Source organism: Kitasatospora sp. cg17-2 (genome assembly GCF_054031055.1).
Genome location: NZ_CM132923.1, coordinates 533,099 through 550,253 on the forward strand (window position 1 = coordinate 533,099; position 17,155 = coordinate 550,253).

Genomic DNA, 17,155 nt, shown 5'->3' on the forward strand with positions numbered 1-17,155 from the left:
TCCTCCGCGTTGTGGGCCCGCTTCACGGCTTGCGCCAGCCGACATCCAGAGCACGGCGACATCCAGAGCACAGCGACATCCAGCGTTTGCACTTATCACGCGTCTGCAACTATTGTGAAGACACGCAAGGAGCTCACTCAAGCAATCACAGGAGGGTCGAGCCCAATGCCACTCGCACTGCTCGCTCTGGCCGTCGGCGCCTTCGGCATCGGCACCACCGAATTCGTGATCATGGGCCTGCTGCCCGAGATCGCCGCCGACTACGGCGTCTCCATCCCGACCGCGGGCCTGCTGGTCACCGGCTACGCCCTCGGTGTGGTCCTCGGCGCGCCGCTGCTCACCGTGCTCGGCACCAGGGTCAGCCGCAAGCGGATGCTGATGCTGCTGATGGGCCTGTTCGTGGTCGGCAACGTGCTGTCCGCCGCCGCCCCCTCCTTCGGGACGATGCTCGCCGGCCGGGTGGTCGCCTCGCTCGCCCACGGCGCGTTCTTCGGCATCGGCTCCGTCGTCGCCGCCGAACTGGTGGCCCCGGACAAGAAGGCCGGCGCCATCGCCACCATGTTCACCGGTCTCACCGTCGCCAACATCGTCGGCGTCCCGCTCGGCACGTACATCGGGCAGGCCGTCGGCTGGCGGACCACCTTCGTGATCGTCGCCGCGCTCGGTCTGCTCGGCATGGCCGGGATCGCCAGGCTCGTCCCGGAGCAGCCCCGCCCCGAGGGCGCCCACCTGCGCCGCGAGCTGACCGCCTTCCGCAACCCCCAGGTGCTGCTGGCGATGGCGATGACCGTGCTCGGCTTCGGCGGCGTCTTCGCCGCGATCACCTACATCGCCCCGATGATGACCCACGTGGCCGGCTACTCGGACGGCGCGGTGACCTGGCTGCTGGTGCTGTTCGGCGTCGGGATGTTCCTCGGCAACCTGCTCGGCGGCCGGTTCGCGGACCGGCGCCTGATGCCGCTGCTCTGCACCACCCTCGGCGGCCTCGCCCTGGTGCTCGCGCTGTTCACCCTCACCGCCCACAACAAGGTGCTCGCCGCGATCACCGTCGTGCTCGTCGGGGCGCTCGGCTTCGCCACCGTCCCGCCGCTGCAGAAGCGGGTGCTGGACCAGGCGCACGGCGCCCCCACCCTCGCCTCCGCCGTGAACATCGGCGCCTTCAACCTCGGCAACGCCCTCGCGGCCTGGCTCGGCGGCACGGTCATCTCGGCCGGCCTCGGCTACACCGCCCCGAACTGGGTGGGTGCGCTGCTCGCGACCGCGGCCCTGCTCCTCGCGTTCTGGTCCGCCGCCCTGGAGCGCCGCACCGCCAAGGCCCCGACGGCCGTGACCACCCCCTCCCCGACCCCCGTTCCCGTCCACCACTGACATCCGCAAGATCATCCCCCCTTCCCCCGAGGAGCAGCGCCACCATGAGCACCACCAGCAGCGCGAACACCCCCGCGATCCCCACCGTCACCCTCAACAACGGCGTCGAGATCCCCCGGCTCGGCTTCGGCGTCTTCCAGGTACCCGACGAGGAGACCACCGCCGCCGTCAGCACGGCACTGGAGGCCGGCTACCGCAGCATCGACACCGCCGCGATCTACGGCAACGAGGCCGGCGTCGGCCGGGCCCTGGCCGCCTCCGGCCTGCCGCGCGAGGAACTGTTCGTCACCACCAAGCTGTGGAACGCCGACCAGGGCTACGACGCCACGCTGCGCGCCTTCGACGCCAGTCTCGACAAGCTCGGCCTGGAGCAGCTGGACCTCTACCTGATCCACTGGCCCGCCCCGGCCCAGGACCTCTACCTGGACTCCTGGCGCGCCGTCGAGCGCCTCACCGCCGAGGGCCGGATCCGCGCCGCCGGCGTCTCCAACTTCCAGCCCGCCCACCTCCGGCGCCTGCTGGACCACAGCGGGCTCGTCCCGGCGGTCAACCAGGTCGAGCTGCACCCCGGCCTGCAGCAGGCCGAGCTGCGGGCCTTCCACGCCGAGCACGGCATCGCCACCGAGGCCTGGAGCCCGCTGGCGCAGGGCGCCGTCCTCGACGACCCGGCCGTCACCGCCATCGCCGCCCGCACCGGCAGGGCCCCCGCCCAGGTCGTGCTGCGCTGGCACCTCCAGCTGGGCAACATCGTCATCCCCAAGTCGGTCACCCCGGACCGGATCCGCCAGAACCTCGACGTCCTCGACTTCGAGCTGACCGACGAGGAGATGGCCGCCGTCGCCGCCACCGACCGCGACCTCCGCACCGGCCCGCACCCCGACCTGTTCAACTGACCCCGTCCACGGCCCCCGACCCGCGCGCACCCCGCCGGGCCGGGGGCCGTCGTGTTCCCCGGAGGAATCCGCCCCGGCCCGGGCCCGGTCGCCGAGCACGCCGGGCACGAACAGCCGCCCAGCCCACTTGCCAGCGCTTGCAATATCCAGCGCATGCAAGTATTGTTCAAGCATGTAAGGCGCTCCTGCATCTGATCGGAGCGCCCGGCGGGTCCGGCCCACCGCGCCACCGCCACCCCCTCCCCCACGACCTCCCGCCCCCGGCGCCGAGGCACCGATCGACAAGGAACCCCCATGTCCCTCCACGAGATCCTCCCCGGCAAGCTCGGCTTCGGCACCGCCCCGCTCGGCAACATGTACCGCGCGATCCCCGCCGCGGAGGCCGCCGCCACCGTCGAGGCCGCCTGGCAGCAGGGCGTCCGCTACTTCGACACCGCCCCCTTCTACGGCGCCGGCCTCGCCGAGGAGCGCCTCGGCGAGGTCCTCGCCGCCAAGCCCCGTGACGAGTACGTGCTCTCCACCAAGGTCGGCCGCGTCGTCCTCGACGAGGCGGAGCAGGGCGACCGCGAACTCGGCGAGAAGGGCGGCCTGTTCGAGCACGGCAACCCCAACCGGATGCTGCACGTCTGGACCGCCGACGCCACCGAGCGCTCCATCGAGGGCAGCCTGAAGCGTCTGCGCACCGACCGCCTGGACATCGTCTGGGTCCACGACATCGCCCAGGACTTCCACGGCGACGCCTGGCTCCAGAAGTTCGAGGAGGCCCGCACCGGCGCCTTCCGTGTCCTCTCCCGGCTGCGCGACGAGGGCGTCATCGGCGCCTGGGGCCTGGGCGTCAACAGGACCGAGCCCGTCGAACTCACCCTCGCCCTCGACGAGCCGCAGCCCGACGGCTTCCTCCTCGCCGGCCGCTACACCCTCCTCGACCACGAGCACGCCCTCACCCGCCTGCTGCCCGTGGCGCAGGAACAGGGCGTCGGCATGGTCGTCGGCGGCCCCTACAGCTCCGGCGTCCTCGCCGGCGGCACCCACTTCGAGTACCAGGAAGCCCCCGCGCACATCGTCGAGCGCGTCGCCCGGCTCAAGGGCCTGGCGGCGAAGCACGGCGTGAGCATCAAGGCCGCGGCCCTCCAGTTCTCCCTCGCCCACCCGGTCACCGCCTCGGTCGTCGCCGGCGCCACCAAGCCCGGCCGCATCGCCGAGGACACCGCCGCCCTGAACGAGACCGTGCCCGCCGCGTTCTGGCAGGAGCTGCGCGCCGAGGGTCTCGTCAGCCCGGCCGCCCCGCTCCCGAACAACGCCTGATCCGGCGCCCCTCCCCCACCCCTCCGATCCAGGAGAAACGACCATGGCCTCCACCTCCGTCAGCCGCATCGTCCCCGCCACCCCCGAGAAGGTCTGGGCCCTCGTCGGCGGCTTCGACGCCCTCCCCGACTGGCTCCCCTACATCCCGGAGAGCACCGCCCTCGAAGGCGGCCGCGTCCGCCGCCTGCGCACCCAGGAGGGCGGGGTCGTCGTCGAACGCCTCGTCGCCTTCGACGAGGTCGAGCGGCACTACAGCTACGCCATTCTGGAAGCCCCGTTCCCCGTCAACGGCTACCTCTCCACGATCCGCGTCCACGCCGTCCCCGGCCACGAGAACGCCGCCGAGGTCCAGTGGTCCGGCCGCTTCAACCCCGACGGTGCCACCGAGGACGAGGTCGTGGAGCTCTTCACCGGTATCTACCGCGACGGGCTGGAGGCCCTCCACCGGACGCTGGCCGGCTGAGCACTCCTCGTTCTCCGGTCCGCGCGGCACCCCTTCGTGGCCCCGACCCGCTCCTTCGGCGGGCCGGGGCCACGGGCGCGCGGTCCGTCAGTAGTCCGGCAGGTCGAAGACCGTGGCGGCGCGGAAGACCACGTCCAGCTCCGGACCGATCTCCTCGAAGCCGCCCTCCGCGCCGTCGGCCTTCAGCCGGTCGCCGGTGAGTTCGAGGATCGCCTGGTTGGCGGCCACGTGCTCGCGCAGCCGCCGCTCGTAGGCGGGGTAGGCGGCCCGGTGGTCGCCGTCGGCGCGGTGCAGTTCGCCCGCCAGGACGTACGCCGCCGTCAGGGCGACGCTGGTGCCCTGCCCGGTCAGCGGCGAGCAGCAGTACCCGGCGTCACCGAGCAGCGCGACCCGGTCGTTCGACCAGCGGTCCATCTTGATCTGGGCGACGACGTCGTAGTGGAACACCTCGGTGTCGTCCAGGGCCGCCAGGAAGCGCGGCACCTCCCAGCGCAGGTCCGCGGCGACCTCGGCGACCAGGCGGCGCTGCTGGGCGGGGTCGCGCGGGAGCATCCGCCCGACCGGCTCGTCCGAGCCGAAGCCGACGAAGACGCGCAGCTCGGCGTTGTCCCGGACGGTCATCACCATGCACATCCGCTCGGAGGAGTCGCCCGGCCGGTGGACGACCTCCCAGCGGTCCAGCCCGAGGTGGTTGGGCACGCTCCAGCCCGCCACATACATGCCGATCGGGTGCAGGTACTCCTCCTCCGGCCCGAACACGAGCCGGCGGGTGTTGGAGTGCAGGCCGTCGGCGCCCACCACGAGGTCGAAGGAGCGCTCCTCACCGTCGCGGAACCGGACCTGGACACCGTCCCCGTACTGCACCAGGGTGTCGATCGAGTCGTCGAAGCGGTATTCGACGCCGCTGCCCGCCACCCTGGCGATCAGCTCGGCGAGTTCGTCGCGCAGGATCTCCACGTCCGGGCCGTCGACCGGGCCGCCGCTGGCCGTCCGCTCGGTGGTGCGGCTCAGCTCCCGGCCGTCGCCGTCGACCACGGACATCCCCCGCAGGCCGGTCCGCCGCGCCGCGACCTCCGCCAACAGGCCCATCCGGTCGACGACTTCGAGGGCATTGCCGCGGATGTCCACCGGCTGGCCGCCCCCGCGCAGGGACGGCGCGCGCTCGACCACGGTGACGCGGAAGCCGTAGCGGTCCAGCCAGTGGGCGAGGGCGGCGCCGGCGATCCCGGCACCGGAGATCAGGACCGTGGTCGGGCGCGAGTGCTGCGGTCGCGTGCTGTTCGGCATGGCGGGCCTCCCCTGGTTCGTGTGCTGCCACGAACCACGTTCCCCCCGGCCGCCGTCGGCGCACCGTCAGGACACCGGCAGCTCACCGGTGCCGCTGTCGGTCCGCCGACAGCACGCCGACAGCACGCCGACCGCGGTCGGCGCAGGCGTCGGTCAGCCGAGGTGGCGGGCGAGGAAGCGCAGGCTGCCGTCGAGCTCGAAGGCCGGGAGGTCGCCGTGCCCGCCGGGGTTGGCGTGCAGCGTCTTCTCGGCGGAACCGAACGCCTCGTAGAGGGCGAGGCCCGCCTCGCGCGGCACCCGCTCGTCGTCCCACTGCAGCAGGAACTCCACCGGGACGGTGATCCGCGCGGCCTCCGCCGCCGAGGCCAGCGCCCCGCCCAGGCCCAGGACCGCCGCGCGGACCCGGGGTTCGGCGGCGACGAACGGCACGCCGAGCCCGCAGCCCAGCGAGACGCCCCAGTAGCCCACCGGTCCGGCGCCGACGTGGTCGAGCCGCTGGACGGCGTCCAGGACGGCCCGCCATTCCGGCACCGTCCGCCGCGCCACCAGGGCGTGGAACTCCGCGAGCAGCGGCCCCGGGTCCGCGCCGGCCGCGATCCGCTCCTGGTTGGCGATCGCGAGCCGGTGGTACTCCTCCACGACCGGGCGGTCGCCGTGTCCGGGGACGTCCGGCGCGACCACCGCGAAGCCGCACTCGGTCACGAGCCGGCGGGCCCGGGCGAGGATGCCGGGCTCCTTCTTGTGCTCGCCGCCGCCGTGGCCCAGCAGGACCAGCGGGCGGGCGGCGGCGGGGCCGTCCGGCGTCCACAGCGCGGCGGGGGTGTCGTCGACGACGAGGAGCTGCTCGCGGATGCCGTCGGAGGAGGTCTCGGCAGTGAGGTGCATAGCGTTCGGGCCTTTCGGGGTGCCTGGTACGGGCAGCCCTCAAGCCATGCGAGGGAGGGGTGCCCGACGGGTTGCAGCGTTGATCGGTCCCACCTCCTCGGGTCGCAGCGGTGCACGGCGGGAGCGAAAGTACCACGGCGATCTTGAACGGCGCACGCGGTTAGAGGGTCTCACGATCGCTCTTGACGCTCACGATCCGATGGAGTTATAACTTATAACGAACGCGAAAGCATCTGCCGAACGAAGAAGGAGAACACGATCATGGGTAACGAGCGCCTGCTTGAGGTCGTCCTGCCGGGTGTCGTGGCCCCGGAAGGCCTGGAGCTCCGGTACGGGGTCGTGCCCGAGGCCGGACGCGGCCGGATCGTGATCGGCGTCGAGGCCACCGGCGTCTCCTTCGCCGAGCAGCAGATGCGCCGCGGCCGGTACTACGACCAGCCGCCCTTCCCCTTCGTGCCCGGCTACGACCTGGTCGGCCGGGTGCTGGCCACCGGCGAGGACGTCGATCCGGGGCTGCTCGGACAGCGGGTCGCCGCACTGGTCAAGGTCGGCGGCTGGGCCAGCCATGTGGTGGTCGACGCCGCCGACGCCGTGCCCGTGCCGGACGGCCTCACGCCGGCCGAGGCGGAGACCGTGGTGGTCAACGGCATCACCGCCTGGCAGATGCTGCACCGCCGGGCCCGGGTGCGCGCCGGACAGACCGTCCTGGTGCACGGCGCGAGCGGCGGCGTCGGCTCCGTACTGGTCCAGCTCGCCCGCGCGGCGGGCGTCCGGGTGATCGGCACCGCCTCCGCCCGCCACCACGAGGCCCTGCGCGAGCTCGGCGTCGAGCCGGTCGACTACCGCGCGGGCGACGTCGCGGCCCGGGTCCGGGAGCTGGCACCGGACGGGGTGGACGCGGTGTTCGACCACGTCGGCGGGCGCAGCGTGATCGACTCCTGGGGCCTGCTCGCCCCCGGCGGCACACTGATCGCCTACGGCAGCGCCTCGACCCGGGACGACAGCGGCTCCAAGCAGTGGCCCGTGCTCAAGATCCTGGCCCGCACCTGGCTCTGGAACACCCTGCCGAACGGCCGCCGGGCCCACTTCTACAACATCTGGGCCGGCCGGGGGCTGGGCAAGGACCGCTTCCGCGCCCGGCTGCGGACCGACCTCGGCGAGGTCTTCGGCGCCGTGCGCCGCGGCGAGGTGACGGCCCGGGTCGCCGCCGAACTCCCGCTCGCCCGGGCCGCGGAGGCGCTGCGCCTCGCGGAGTCCGGCACGGTCGGCGGCAAGATCGTCCTGACGCCCTGAGCGCGCGGCGCGGGCTCCGGCCGACCGGAACCGCCGATTGTCAGTGGTGGGGCCTAAGGTGAGGGTGAACGACTTCGGGGCGGGCGGTGCTGCCGCCCGGGTCGAGGTCCAACGAATCTGGAGGGGATGCCGGATGTCCGTCGACGGTTTCGCGCTGCTGGCCGGGGCGCACGAGTACCTGCTGACCGTGGTGCGCGGGGTGCCGGAGGGCGCCTGGGGTGCGCCGACGCCGTGCAGCGAGTGGACGGTGCGTCAGGTGCTGAACCACGCACGGCTGGACCAGCAGGCGCTGGTCATGCAGATCACCGAGCAGGCCCCCGCCGGGGACCCGTTCGACCCGGCGGACGCTCCGGCGGGCGGCGACGACGACGCGGCGGCCGAGCTGGCGGCGGTGCTGGAAGGGGCGGCGAAGGCCTGGGAGTCGGTCCGGGAGGCCGAGAGCGTGCCGACGCCGATGGGGCCGATGCCGGCGGCGGCCGGGGCCGCGGTCGCGGCGCTCGACGCCGCCGTGCACGCCTGGGACATCGCCCGCGCGACCGGTCAGGACGTCCCGCTCACCGATGCCCTGGCGGCGGGGCTGGAAAGCCCGGCGGCCCGGATCGTCGACTTCGTCCGGGACACCTTCGGCAAGTTCGGCCCCGTGGTCGAGGTCCCCGCCGACGCGGGCCCGGCGGCGAAGCTGCTCGGCTTCACCGGCCGCGACCCGCAGTGGGCGCCGCCGGCCGGGTAGCACCGCCGCGGCGGTGCGGGGTCGGTGCCGGCAGGCTCGGGTGTCAGCAGGTGGCAGCGTCGGCCGGGAGGGCCAGGCCGGCGGCCACCTGGCGCTCCCCGATCACCTTCACGATCTGGTGGTACGGCCCGGTGGGCGCCGGGTTCGGGGTCACCAGATTCAGCTGCTGCGGCAGGTCGGTGTCCTTGATCGGCGCGCCCAGCTGGACCACGGAGAGCACTCCGGAGCAGTGCGAGGTCGCCGGGGGCGCGCTGCCCGGGGCGAGGCCGTTGGCCGGACCGACCGTCACCTCGGTGGTGTCCAGCGGGCTGTAGGAGTACGACGGGCGCGTGACGGTGCCCGAACCGGTGTGGGACAGCCGCACGGTGAACCGGGTGATCCGCACGGTCACCGGTCCGCAGGGCCGCTGGTCGCCCGTGGTGTCCAGGTGGAGACCGTCCAGGCCCATGAAGATCCCCGGATCGATGATCCGCGCGGCGCCGGGGAGCCGGGAGAGGTAGCCGGCCGCCGTGGTGTCGCCGACCATCGTGGTGTCGAAGCAGGTCGGGCTCGGCGCCGGTGCGGCGGGCGGCGTGGAGGTGACCGTCGCCCCCGTCGAGCCGGCCGTCGGGGTCGCCGTCGGGGCGGGTGCCGAGGTGCTCACCGGGCCCGAGGGCGAGGACGGTCCCGCCGCCCCGGTGGAGCCGCCGGAGGTACAGCCCGCGATCCCCAGCGCGGCGGCCACCGCCCCGACGAGGACCGCCGCTCGTGACCGGCTCGTACGAGTCCCATGCATCGCCCCGGGCCCCTCTCCTACCGCACCACCCGGAACGGGATCGGTCCGGAACGAGGTCGATGCTTTCAGAACTCGACGGCAGGGAGGGCCGGTTCGCGGGAATCCGGGCCCGATCGGGCCCGGATCAACACCACCGTCGGGCGAGGTTCCTCGCCGGCGCGGCGAGGTAGTTGCGCATGAAGTGGTCCCGCGTTCTGCTGCGATTCGGTGCCCCGGAAGGCGGTCACGACCATGTGCTCACCGGCCATGGTGACGGCCTGGGTGTCCTGGAGCGGGAAGGGCGGCGCGAAGACGGTCTCGTGGTGGCGCACCTCGGTGAAGCCCCGGTCGCGGGCCTGCCGCTCGACGGTGTCCTTGTCCTGGTGGGCCGGCTCGGCGGCCCGGGCCAGCCAGTACGCGTGGGGCAGGCTGTCGCTCGTCACCCGATGGTCGAACGTGGTGGGGACGGCCACGCCGGAGTCCTCTCGTGGGGTCGGCGGGCCACCGGCGGGGGGCGGTCCCGCACTTCCTGGCGCCCGATCGCCCACGCGCGATCGGCGCCGCACCGCAGGGTCACCCGAACGACCCGGTGGACCCGCCGCCCCTCCCAGGACTACTGGCCCGGCGCTACTGGCCCGTGAGGTCCGGACCGGGCGGCATTCCGGTGTGGCGGGCCAGGGCCTCGCGCAACCGGGTCAGCCGGGCGATCTCCGCGTCCAGGGCGGCGAGCCGACGCTCGACCACCGGGGCGAAGGTGTCCGGTCCGACGTCCCCGTCGGAGGCGCAGCTGCGCGGAGGGTCCTCGGCGAGCAGGTCCAGCCGGTGCGAGCGGCTGACGATGTCGTCCACGGTGAGGCCCAGCGCCAGCAGCGCGCGGATGACCCGCACCCTGACCACGGCCTCCGACCCGTACTCGCGCTGGCCGGAGGCGCTGCGGGCGGGCGGCGGGAGCAGGCCGCGCTGTTCGTAGAAGCGCAGCGCCCTGGGGGTGGTGCCGGCGGCGGCCGCCGCGTCGCCGATCCTCATCCGAGTCGCCATCCGTCCTCCTGCTCCCGTCGGCCGGTCGGCCCGACCGCCAGCCCGTCAGTCCGTCAGTCCGTCAGTTCCACGATCAGCGCGCCGAAGAGGTCGCCCCCGATCAGCCTGGACAACGCTCCGGGCGCCTGTTCGATGCCCGTGAGCACGGTCCGGGGCACGGTCAGTTCACCGGACCGCAGCCAGCCGGCGAGCCGCTCGCGCCATTCCGGGTCCAGGTCCTGGTAGCGCTGGCCGCCGATGCCGTGGACGGTGGCGTCGCGGACGAGCAGCCGGAAGCTGTCCACCACGGCGGGCGCGCTGGCACCGCGGCGGGCCGGGTCGAACTGTCCGGCGAGCGCGCCGATCAGCGCGAACCGCGCGCCCTGGCGGGCGGCGTCGACGGCCGCCGTCAGCTGCTCGCCGCCGACCATGTCCACCAGGACGTCGATACCTTCCGGGGCCGCCTCGGCGAGCTGGTCCGCGATGGGGCGCCCGCCCCGCAGCAGCACGGCGTCGTAACCGAGTTCCTCGGTGAGCCGCTTCGCCTTCTCGGCCGAACCGGTGGTGCCGATCACCCGCGCGGCCCCGAGCAGCCGGGCCACCTGTCCGGCCACCGTGCCGACCGCTCCCGCCGCGCCGGTGACGAGGACGACGTCCCCCTCCCGCACCCCGGTCGCGCGGGTCAGCGCGCCGTAGGCGGCGAGGGCGGGCGACAGCAGGGCGAGCGGGTCGGGGAAGCCGTCGGCGACCCGGGTGAACGCGGCGGCGTCGGCCACGGCGTGTTCGCGCCAGCCCAGCAGATGGGTCACCAGGTCGCCGGGGCGCAGCGGGCCTTCGGCGGGCGCGGCCAGGACCTCGCCGATCGCGGGTCCGAAGACCTGGTCCCCGGGTCGGACCGTCGGCAGGGCGGCGGACCGGAGTTCGCCCCCGATCAGGCTGCGCAGCCCGGGGAAGACCACGAAGGCGCGGTTGCGGACGAGGACCTGCTCCGGCCCGGGCGCGGCCAGTGGGGCCTCGACGACAGCGAAGTCGCCGGGGACGGGAAGTCCGTCCGGAGCGGCGACGAGGCGGACCTCACGGGTACTGGTGGGGAGTGCGGACATGGGTGAACTCCTGGGTCCGGTGGCGGTGTTGGCGGTGCCGCACGGCCGCGTTCGGGCTGTGCGACACCGGGACGCTAACCCCTGCCCCGCGCGTCAGGGGCAAGCCCTCGCCCGACGCCTGCCCCGCCCGCGTCCGGCCGGTGCCCGACGTTCGGCGCTCGGCGCTCGGCGCTCGCCCGGCCCCCGCAGAGGCTTGCGATTGTGGCGCGCATGCAACTATTGTTTCCACAGAGATTGCACCTGCAATCACTCTTGGGTCGTCTCCTGGAGTCCGAACATGAGCACCAGCCTCTTCACCCCCTTCACCCTGCGGTCGCTGACCGTCCCCAACCGGGTGTGGATGCCGCCGATGTGCCAGTACAGCGCCGCGCCGGACGGCGAAGCGGCGGGCGTTCCGACGGACTGGCACTTCACCCACCTCGCGGCGCGAGCCGCCGGCGGGACCGGGCTGATCATCACCGAGGCCACCGCGGTGAGCCCCGAGGGCCGGATCTCGCCCTACGACCTCGGGCTGTGGAACGACGCCCAGGTCGAGGGGTTCCGGCGGATCACCTCCTTCCTGAAGGCGCACGGCACCGTCGCGGCCGTTCAGCTCGCCCACGCCGGGCGGAAGGCCTCGACCGAGCGGACCTGGGTCGACCGGGGCCGGGCCATCGCACCGGACGAGGAGTACGGCTGGCAGCCGGTCGCCCCCAGCGCGCTGCCGTTCGAGCCGGACCGGGTCACGCCCGAGGAGCTCACGGCGGAGCAGATCGGCGCGATCGTGCGGCAGTTCGCCGACGCCGCGCGCCGGGCCCTCGACGCCGGCTTCCAGGTCGCCGAGATCCACGGGGCGCACGGCTACCTCGTGCACGAGTTCCTGTCCCCGCACAGCAACCGGCGCACCGACGGGTACGGCGGCTCCTTCGAGGGCCGGATCCGGTTCGCGCTGGAGGTCGTCGACGCCGTCCGCGCGGTGTGGCCCGAGGAGCTGCCGGTCTTCTTCCGGATCTCGGCCACCGACTGGCTCACCGAGAACCCCGAGGACGGGCGCGAGGGCTGGACCTCGGCCGACACCGTCCGGTTCGCCAAGGAACTGCACGCCCACGGCGTCGACCTGCTGGACGTCTCCACCGGCGGCCTCGTCCCGGACGCCCGGATCGAGGCCGGCCCCGACTTCCAGGTGCCGTTCGCCGAGGCGGTCCGCACCGGGACCGACCTGCCGGTGGCGGCGGTCGGCCTGATCACCGACCCCGAGCAGGCCGAGCGGATCCTCGCCGAGGGCCGGGCCGACGCCGTCCTGATCGGCCGCGAGCTGCTGCGCAACCCGTTCTGGGCCCGCCAGGCCGCCACCGCGCTCGGCGTCGAGGTCACCGGCCCGATGCCGTACCACCGCGCGTAGCCCTCGCTCGGCGAGACACGACCACCGCGCGTAGCGGCCCTGGTCCGCCGCGCGCGGCGGACCGGGCCACCGCGCCGGACGGGCCCTGGGCGGCCCGTCCGGCGCCGCCGTACTCAGCGGTCCTTGAACTCCTCGATGGCCCGGCGGGCGAGCAGGTTCAGCTCCTCGCTCCCGGCGTGACCGGAGTCCTCGACGATGTGCAGCCGGGCACCCGGCCAGGCCGCCGCCAGTTCCCAGGCGGTCCGCGGCGGGCAGCTCAGGTCGTGCCGGCCGTGCACCAGCACCCCCGGGATGCCGGCCAGCTTCCCGGCGTCGCGGATCAGCTGCCCCTCCTCCAACCAGGCGCCGTGGCCGAAGACGTGCGCGCAGATCCGGACGAACGCCACCTGGGCGTCGGCCTCCCGGCGGCTGTACATGCCGGGCACGCCGTTGGGCTCGCCGGACACCACCGCGTCCTCCCAGGCCAGCCACTCGGCGGCGGCCCGCTCGCGCACCGCCCGGTCGGGGTGCGCCGTCAGCCGGGCGTAGGCGGCGAGCAGGTCCCCGTCGCGCTCGGCCTCCGGCACGGCGTCCCGGAAGCGCTCCCAGGCCTCGGGCCGGAACTGCGCCACGCCCCGGTAGAGCCAGTCGATCTCGGAGCGGCGGGCGGTGGTCACGGCGGCGATCACCACCTCGCTCACCCGCTCCGGGTGCTGCTGGGCGTAGGCCACCGCGAGCGCCGAACCCCAGGAGGCGCCGTTCACCAGCCAGCGCTCGATGCCGAGGTGTTCCCGCAGGCGCTCGATGTCCTCGATCAGGTGCCGGGTGGTGTTCAGGGCCATGTCCACGGCCGGGTCGGAGGCGTGCGGGGTACTGCGCCCGCAGTTGCGCTGGTCGAAGCGGACCAGCCGGTAGCGGGACGGGTCCCAGGCCCGCATGGGGCGGTCGGGCGTGCCCGCGCCCGGTCCGCCGTGCAGATGGACGGCGGGCTTGCCCGCCGGATTGCCCAGTTGTTCGTAGTAGAGGCGATTGCCGTCCCCGGTGTCGAGGAAGCCTCGGTCGTAGGGCTCGGTCGGAGCGTAGAGGTCCACCATGGCGGTCGATCGTACGCGGACCCGGCGGCGGTGGTCCTACCATCCGCACAGTGGGCCGATTCCCCTGCCCGGAACGGGAACTGACGGACCGCGCGGACCGACACCCCCGGGAGGAACGCGCCGCGCGCCCCGTCCGCCGATACGCTCGGCCCACTGCCGCGCTCCGCCCGGTTCCCGGCGTGGACACGGTCCCGGTTCCCGGCCCGAACGCGACCCCGAGCGGGCCCGGGCGGGCACGGGTCGACACGGTCGGGCACGGGCGGGCGCGGGGACAGGACCGGGACGAACGGACAGGGAGCGACCGTGGCCGAGGAGTTCGCACTGCTGGGGGTCCCGTCCTGCGCGGGCACGCACGGCCCCGGCCAGGAGAAGGCCCCGGCGGCCCTCCGCTCCGCCGGCCTGGTGGAGCGGCTGCGGGCGGCCGGGGTGACGGTGACCGACCGCGGGGACCTGCCGGTGGTGCCGTTCCGGACCGACCCCGACCGCCGCGACCGGCAGAACCTGCCGCTGGTGGTCGAGGTGGTGCGGGCGGTGGCCAAGGCCGTCGGCGCCGTCCTCGACGAGGGCGCGGTGCCCCTGGTCGTGGGCGGGGACTGCACGATCACGCTGGGCGTGCTCGCCGCGTACGTCGCCCGCCGGCCCGGCACCGGACTGCTGTACTTCGACGGCGACCTCGACCTGTCGGTGCCGGACACCAGCCGCTCCGGGATCCTGGACACCATGGTGCTGTCGCACCTGCTCGGCGAGGGCGCGCCCGAACTGCGGGAGGCGGGCCCCCGGACCCCGCTGCTGGGACCCGAGGGGATCGTCGCGTTCGGCTACGACCCGGTGGAGCTGGGCGCGGCCGGGCGGGAGCGGCTGGGCCGCTACCGGCTGCGCGCCCTGCCGTGCACGGAACTCACCGCGCCCGGGGTGGACCCGGTCGTCGAGGCGAGGGCCGCCTGGCGGGCGCTCGCGGCCGACCACGAACGGTTCGTGCTGCACTTCGACGTGGACGTGATCGACTCGGTGGACCTCCCGCTGGCGAACTTCCCGCACTTCAACGAGGGCCTGCCGGTCGGCGTGGCCTTCGACTGCCTGGCCGAGTTCTGCGCCGCACCGCCGATGGCGGGGCTGGTGGTGACCGAGGTCAACCCGGACCGCGACCCGGACGGGGCGATGGTGGACGCGCTGGTCGGCGCCCTGGTCGGGGCGCTCGGCCGCCGCGTCGACTGACGGCCCCAGGAGCCCTGAGCTCCGTTTGACCACCCACCCGTTTGACCACCCCCATTGATGGACATGGGTCAACCCGCTGGGCAGTTCGATCCGGACACGTGAAGCGCCCCCGCACCCGACCCGGGAGAGGCCGGAGCCACCCCATGACCGAGAACCCCCACCGCGTCGCCGTCGTGGGCGCGGGCGCGTCCGGTGTGCTCACCGCCGCGCAACTGCTGCGCCGCGCCGCCCTGGCCGGCGTCCCGCTCGACGTCCGGCTGATCGACCGCGCCCCCGCCCCCGGCCGGGGCGCGGCCTACGCCACCACCGCCGACCACCACCTGCTCAACGTCCCGGCCGGCCGGATGAGCGCCTTCGCCGACGCGCCGGACGACTTCGTGCACTGGCTGGCCCGCCGCGCGCCCGGCGTCCACACCGCCGCCGACCACGTCCCCCGCCGCCTCTACGGGGCCTACCTCGGCGAGGTGCTGGCGACCGCCGAGGCCCGGGCCGGCGCCGCCCGGCTGCACCGGGTGGACGACCGGGTCGTCTCCGCCCGGCGGGCCGGACCCGGGATGACGCTCCGGCTCGGCACCGGACGCCGCCTGGACGCCGACGCCGTGGTGCTCGCCCTCGGCACCTTCCCGCCCGACAACGCCTGGGCGCCCGCCCGGCTCCGCCGCTCGCCGCGGTTCGTCGCCGACCCGTGGGCCCCGGGGGCGCTGCGCGGCCTGCCCGAGAACCAGGACCTGCTGCTCCTCGGCACCGGCCTCACCATGATCGACGTCGCGCTCGTCCTGGCCCGCCCCGGCCGGCGCGTGCACGCCGTCTCCCGGCACGGCCTGGTCCCGCGCCCGCACGCCGCGACGGCGCTGCCCCCGGCGCGCCCGCCGCAGGTCGACCCGGCGGCGGGCCTGCCCCGGGTGCGCCGCGCCCTGCTCGCCCACGTCTCGGCCTGCCGGCGCACCCACGGGGACTGGCGGGTCGGCATCGACAGCCTGCGCCCCGTCACCGCCGCGCTCTGGCAGGGCCTCTCCCCCGCCGACCGGATGCGGTTCCAGCGCGAGGACCGGCGGCTCTGGGACGTCCACCGCCACCGGGCCGCCCCCGCGACCGCCCGGGCCTTCGCGGCGGCCGTCGCCGAGGGGTGGATCACGGTGGGCCCCGGCGAACTCGCCGACGCGGCCCCCACCGGCGACGGCGTCCGGGTCCGGCTGCGCGACGGCCGCGCCCTGACCGTCGGCGCGGTACTCAACTGCACCGGCCCGCAGGCCGACGTCCGCCGGGTGCCCGACCCGCTGGTGGCCGTGCTGCTCGGCGCCGGACTGGCCGAACCCGACGACCTCGGCCAGGGCTTCCGCACCGACGCCCTCGGCCGGGTACGACCCGCCGACGGCTCCCCGACCGCGCCGCTGTGGACGCTCGGCGCGCTGCGCCGGGGCAGCCTGCTGGAGAGCACCGCCATCCCCGAGATCCGCGCCCAGGCCGACGAGGTCGCCGGGGACATCCTCGCCGACGCGGGCTGACGCCGGGTCTGGCCGAAGACCGCCCTCCGCACCGTCCGGGCCGGGGACGGTGCGGGGACGGAACGCTACATTGGACGGAGGGCCGGGGAGGGGGCGGGCACCGGGTTCGTTCCGGTTCCGCGGCCGTTGGGAGCACCCGTGACCTCTCCCCGAACGACCTCGGCGACTTCGCCCCGAGCGACCCACCCGACCCGGGGGCGCCGCGCCGCCCGCCTGGCGATCGGCACCCTGCTCGCGGCCGCCACCGCCGTGGTCGCCCTGCCCGCCGCCCCCGCTCAGGCGGCCCCGGCCAAGGTCGTCTACCTCACCTTCGACGACGGACCGAGCCCCCGGTACACCCCTCAGGTCCTGGCGCTGCTGGCCCAGTACGGGGCGCGGGCCACCTTCTTCGAGATCGGCCAGAACGTCGCCGCGTACCCCGACGTCACCCGCCGGGTGCACGACCAGGGCCACAGCGTGCAGAACCACAGCTGGTCCCACCCCGACCTGCGCACCCTCTCCAAGTCCTCCTTCGACTCCCAGGTGACCACCACCGACGCCCGCATCCGCGCCCGCACCGGGACCACCCCGAGCTGTCTCCGACCCCCCTACGGCGCGGTGAACGCGGCCGTCCGCTCCAGTGCGGCACGCCTCGGCAAGACGATCCAGCTGTGGAGCGTCGACCCGCAGGACTGGGCCCGCCCCGGCCGGGCCGCGATCGAACGCCGCGTCCTGGACCGCGTCACCCCCGGCGCCGTCGTCCTGATGCACGACGGCGGCGGCGACCGCAGCCAGACCGTGGCCGCCCTGCCCGCCATCCTCCGCACCCTCAAGTCCCGCGGCTACACCTTCGCCCTCCTCCCCTGCCGCTGACCGCCTCCGGGCCCGGGACGTCCTTCCTGCC

At 74.7% G+C, this 17,155-nt stretch carries 17 protein-coding genes; 10 read left to right on the forward strand and 7 right to left on the reverse strand.

Features of this window, described 5'->3' with window-relative positions; genetic code table 11:
• Positions 1–165: 165 nt before the first annotated feature.
• From ACW14Y_RS02170 to ACW14Y_RS02185, 4 genes are all read left to right on the forward strand, one after another.
• Complete coding sequence (locus ACW14Y_RS02170; protein WP_456985665.1) at positions 166–1,368, forward strand: MFS transporter; 1,203 nt, start codon at positions 166–168, stop codon at positions 1,366–1,368.
• Positions 1,369–1,412: 44 nt separating this feature from the next.
• Positions 1,413–2,261 (forward strand): aldo/keto reductase, encoded by an 849-nt coding sequence (locus tag ACW14Y_RS02175; protein ID WP_456985666.1) that lies wholly within the window; start codon positions 1,413–1,415, stop codon positions 2,259–2,261.
• A 294-nt stretch (positions 2,262–2,555) separates the two neighbouring features.
• A complete protein-coding gene (locus tag ACW14Y_RS02180) occupies positions 2,556–3,566 on the forward strand; it encodes an aldo/keto reductase (protein WP_456985667.1) in 1,011 nt (336 codons plus the stop codon).
• A gap of 43 nt (positions 3,567–3,609) precedes the next feature.
• Positions 3,610–4,029 (forward strand): SRPBCC family protein, encoded by a 420-nt coding sequence (locus tag ACW14Y_RS02185; protein WP_456985668.1) that lies wholly within the window; start codon positions 3,610–3,612, stop codon positions 4,027–4,029.
• Between the two features lie 87 nt (positions 4,030–4,116).
• Here ACW14Y_RS02185 and ACW14Y_RS02190 read toward each other — a convergent pair whose 3' ends face one another.
• Positions 4,117–5,316 (reverse strand): FAD-dependent monooxygenase, encoded by a 1,200-nt coding sequence (locus tag ACW14Y_RS02190; RefSeq protein WP_456985669.1) that lies wholly within the window; start codon positions 5,314–5,316, stop codon positions 4,117–4,119.
• 153 nt (positions 5,317–5,469) lie between these two features.
• A complete protein-coding gene (locus ACW14Y_RS02195; protein ID WP_456985670.1) occupies positions 5,470–6,201 on the reverse strand; it encodes a dienelactone hydrolase family protein in 732 nt (243 codons plus the stop codon).
• A 261-nt stretch (positions 6,202–6,462) separates the two neighbouring features.
• Between ACW14Y_RS02195 and ACW14Y_RS02200 the strand changes: the two genes are divergently transcribed.
• Both ACW14Y_RS02200 and ACW14Y_RS02205 read left to right on the forward strand, forming a co-directional pair.
• The gene (locus ACW14Y_RS02200) at positions 6,463–7,494 is read left to right on the forward strand and encodes a medium chain dehydrogenase/reductase family protein (protein ID WP_380391564.1); all 1,032 of its coding nucleotides are present in this window, start codon (positions 6,463–6,465) and stop codon (positions 7,492–7,494) included.
• A 133-nt stretch (positions 7,495–7,627) separates the two neighbouring features.
• Complete coding sequence (locus ACW14Y_RS02205) at positions 7,628–8,224, forward strand: TIGR03086 family metal-binding protein (protein WP_380311632.1); 597 nt, start codon at positions 7,628–7,630, stop codon at positions 8,222–8,224.
• A gap of 43 nt (positions 8,225–8,267) precedes the next feature.
• Here ACW14Y_RS02205 and ACW14Y_RS02210 read toward each other — a convergent pair whose 3' ends face one another.
• From ACW14Y_RS02210 to ACW14Y_RS02225, 4 genes are all read right to left on the reverse strand, one after another.
• Positions 8,268–8,999 (reverse strand): hypothetical protein, encoded by a 732-nt coding sequence (locus ACW14Y_RS02210; protein ID WP_456985671.1) that lies wholly within the window; start codon positions 8,997–8,999, stop codon positions 8,268–8,270.
• A 65-nt stretch (positions 9,000–9,064) separates the two neighbouring features.
• The gene (locus tag ACW14Y_RS02215; RefSeq protein ID WP_456985672.1) at positions 9,065–9,451 is read right to left on the reverse strand and encodes a hypothetical protein; all 387 of its coding nucleotides are present in this window, start codon (positions 9,449–9,451) and stop codon (positions 9,065–9,067) included.
• Between the two features lie 154 nt (positions 9,452–9,605).
• Positions 9,606–10,004, reverse strand: coding sequence for a MerR family transcriptional regulator (locus tag ACW14Y_RS02220; protein WP_380391599.1), 399 nt, complete (start codon positions 10,002–10,004; stop codon positions 9,606–9,608).
• A 65-nt stretch (positions 10,005–10,069) separates the two neighbouring features.
• The gene (locus ACW14Y_RS02225; RefSeq protein WP_380441241.1) at positions 10,070–11,098 is read right to left on the reverse strand and encodes an MDR family NADP-dependent oxidoreductase; all 1,029 of its coding nucleotides are present in this window, start codon (positions 11,096–11,098) and stop codon (positions 10,070–10,072) included.
• 277 nt (positions 11,099–11,375) lie between these two features.
• On the opposite strand from ACW14Y_RS02225, the gene ACW14Y_RS02230 reads away from it, so the two are divergent.
• Complete coding sequence (locus ACW14Y_RS02230) at positions 11,376–12,479, forward strand: NADH:flavin oxidoreductase/NADH oxidase (RefSeq protein ID WP_456985673.1); 1,104 nt, start codon at positions 11,376–11,378, stop codon at positions 12,477–12,479.
• A gap of 113 nt (positions 12,480–12,592) precedes the next feature.
• Here the strand turns inward: ACW14Y_RS02230 and pip are convergent, their stop codons facing one another.
• On the reverse strand, positions 12,593–13,552 hold the full coding sequence (pip, locus tag ACW14Y_RS02235) for a prolyl aminopeptidase (RefSeq protein ID WP_402724722.1): 960 nt from the start codon (positions 13,550–13,552) through the stop codon (positions 12,593–12,595).
• A gap of 303 nt (positions 13,553–13,855) precedes the next feature.
• Between pip and ACW14Y_RS02240 the strand changes: the two genes are divergently transcribed.
• From ACW14Y_RS02240 to ACW14Y_RS02250, 3 genes are all read left to right on the forward strand, one after another.
• Positions 13,856–14,767, forward strand: coding sequence for an arginase family protein (locus tag ACW14Y_RS02240; protein WP_402724723.1), 912 nt, complete (start codon positions 13,856–13,858; stop codon positions 14,765–14,767).
• Between the two features lie 143 nt (positions 14,768–14,910).
• Positions 14,911–16,272 (forward strand): FAD/NAD(P)-binding protein, encoded by a 1,362-nt coding sequence (locus ACW14Y_RS02245; protein WP_456985674.1) that lies wholly within the window; start codon positions 14,911–14,913, stop codon positions 16,270–16,272.
• Between the two features lie 138 nt (positions 16,273–16,410).
• Positions 16,411–17,124, forward strand: coding sequence for a polysaccharide deacetylase family protein (locus ACW14Y_RS02250; RefSeq protein WP_456985675.1), 714 nt, complete (start codon positions 16,411–16,413; stop codon positions 17,122–17,124).
• Positions 17,125–17,155: the final 31 nt, after the last annotated feature.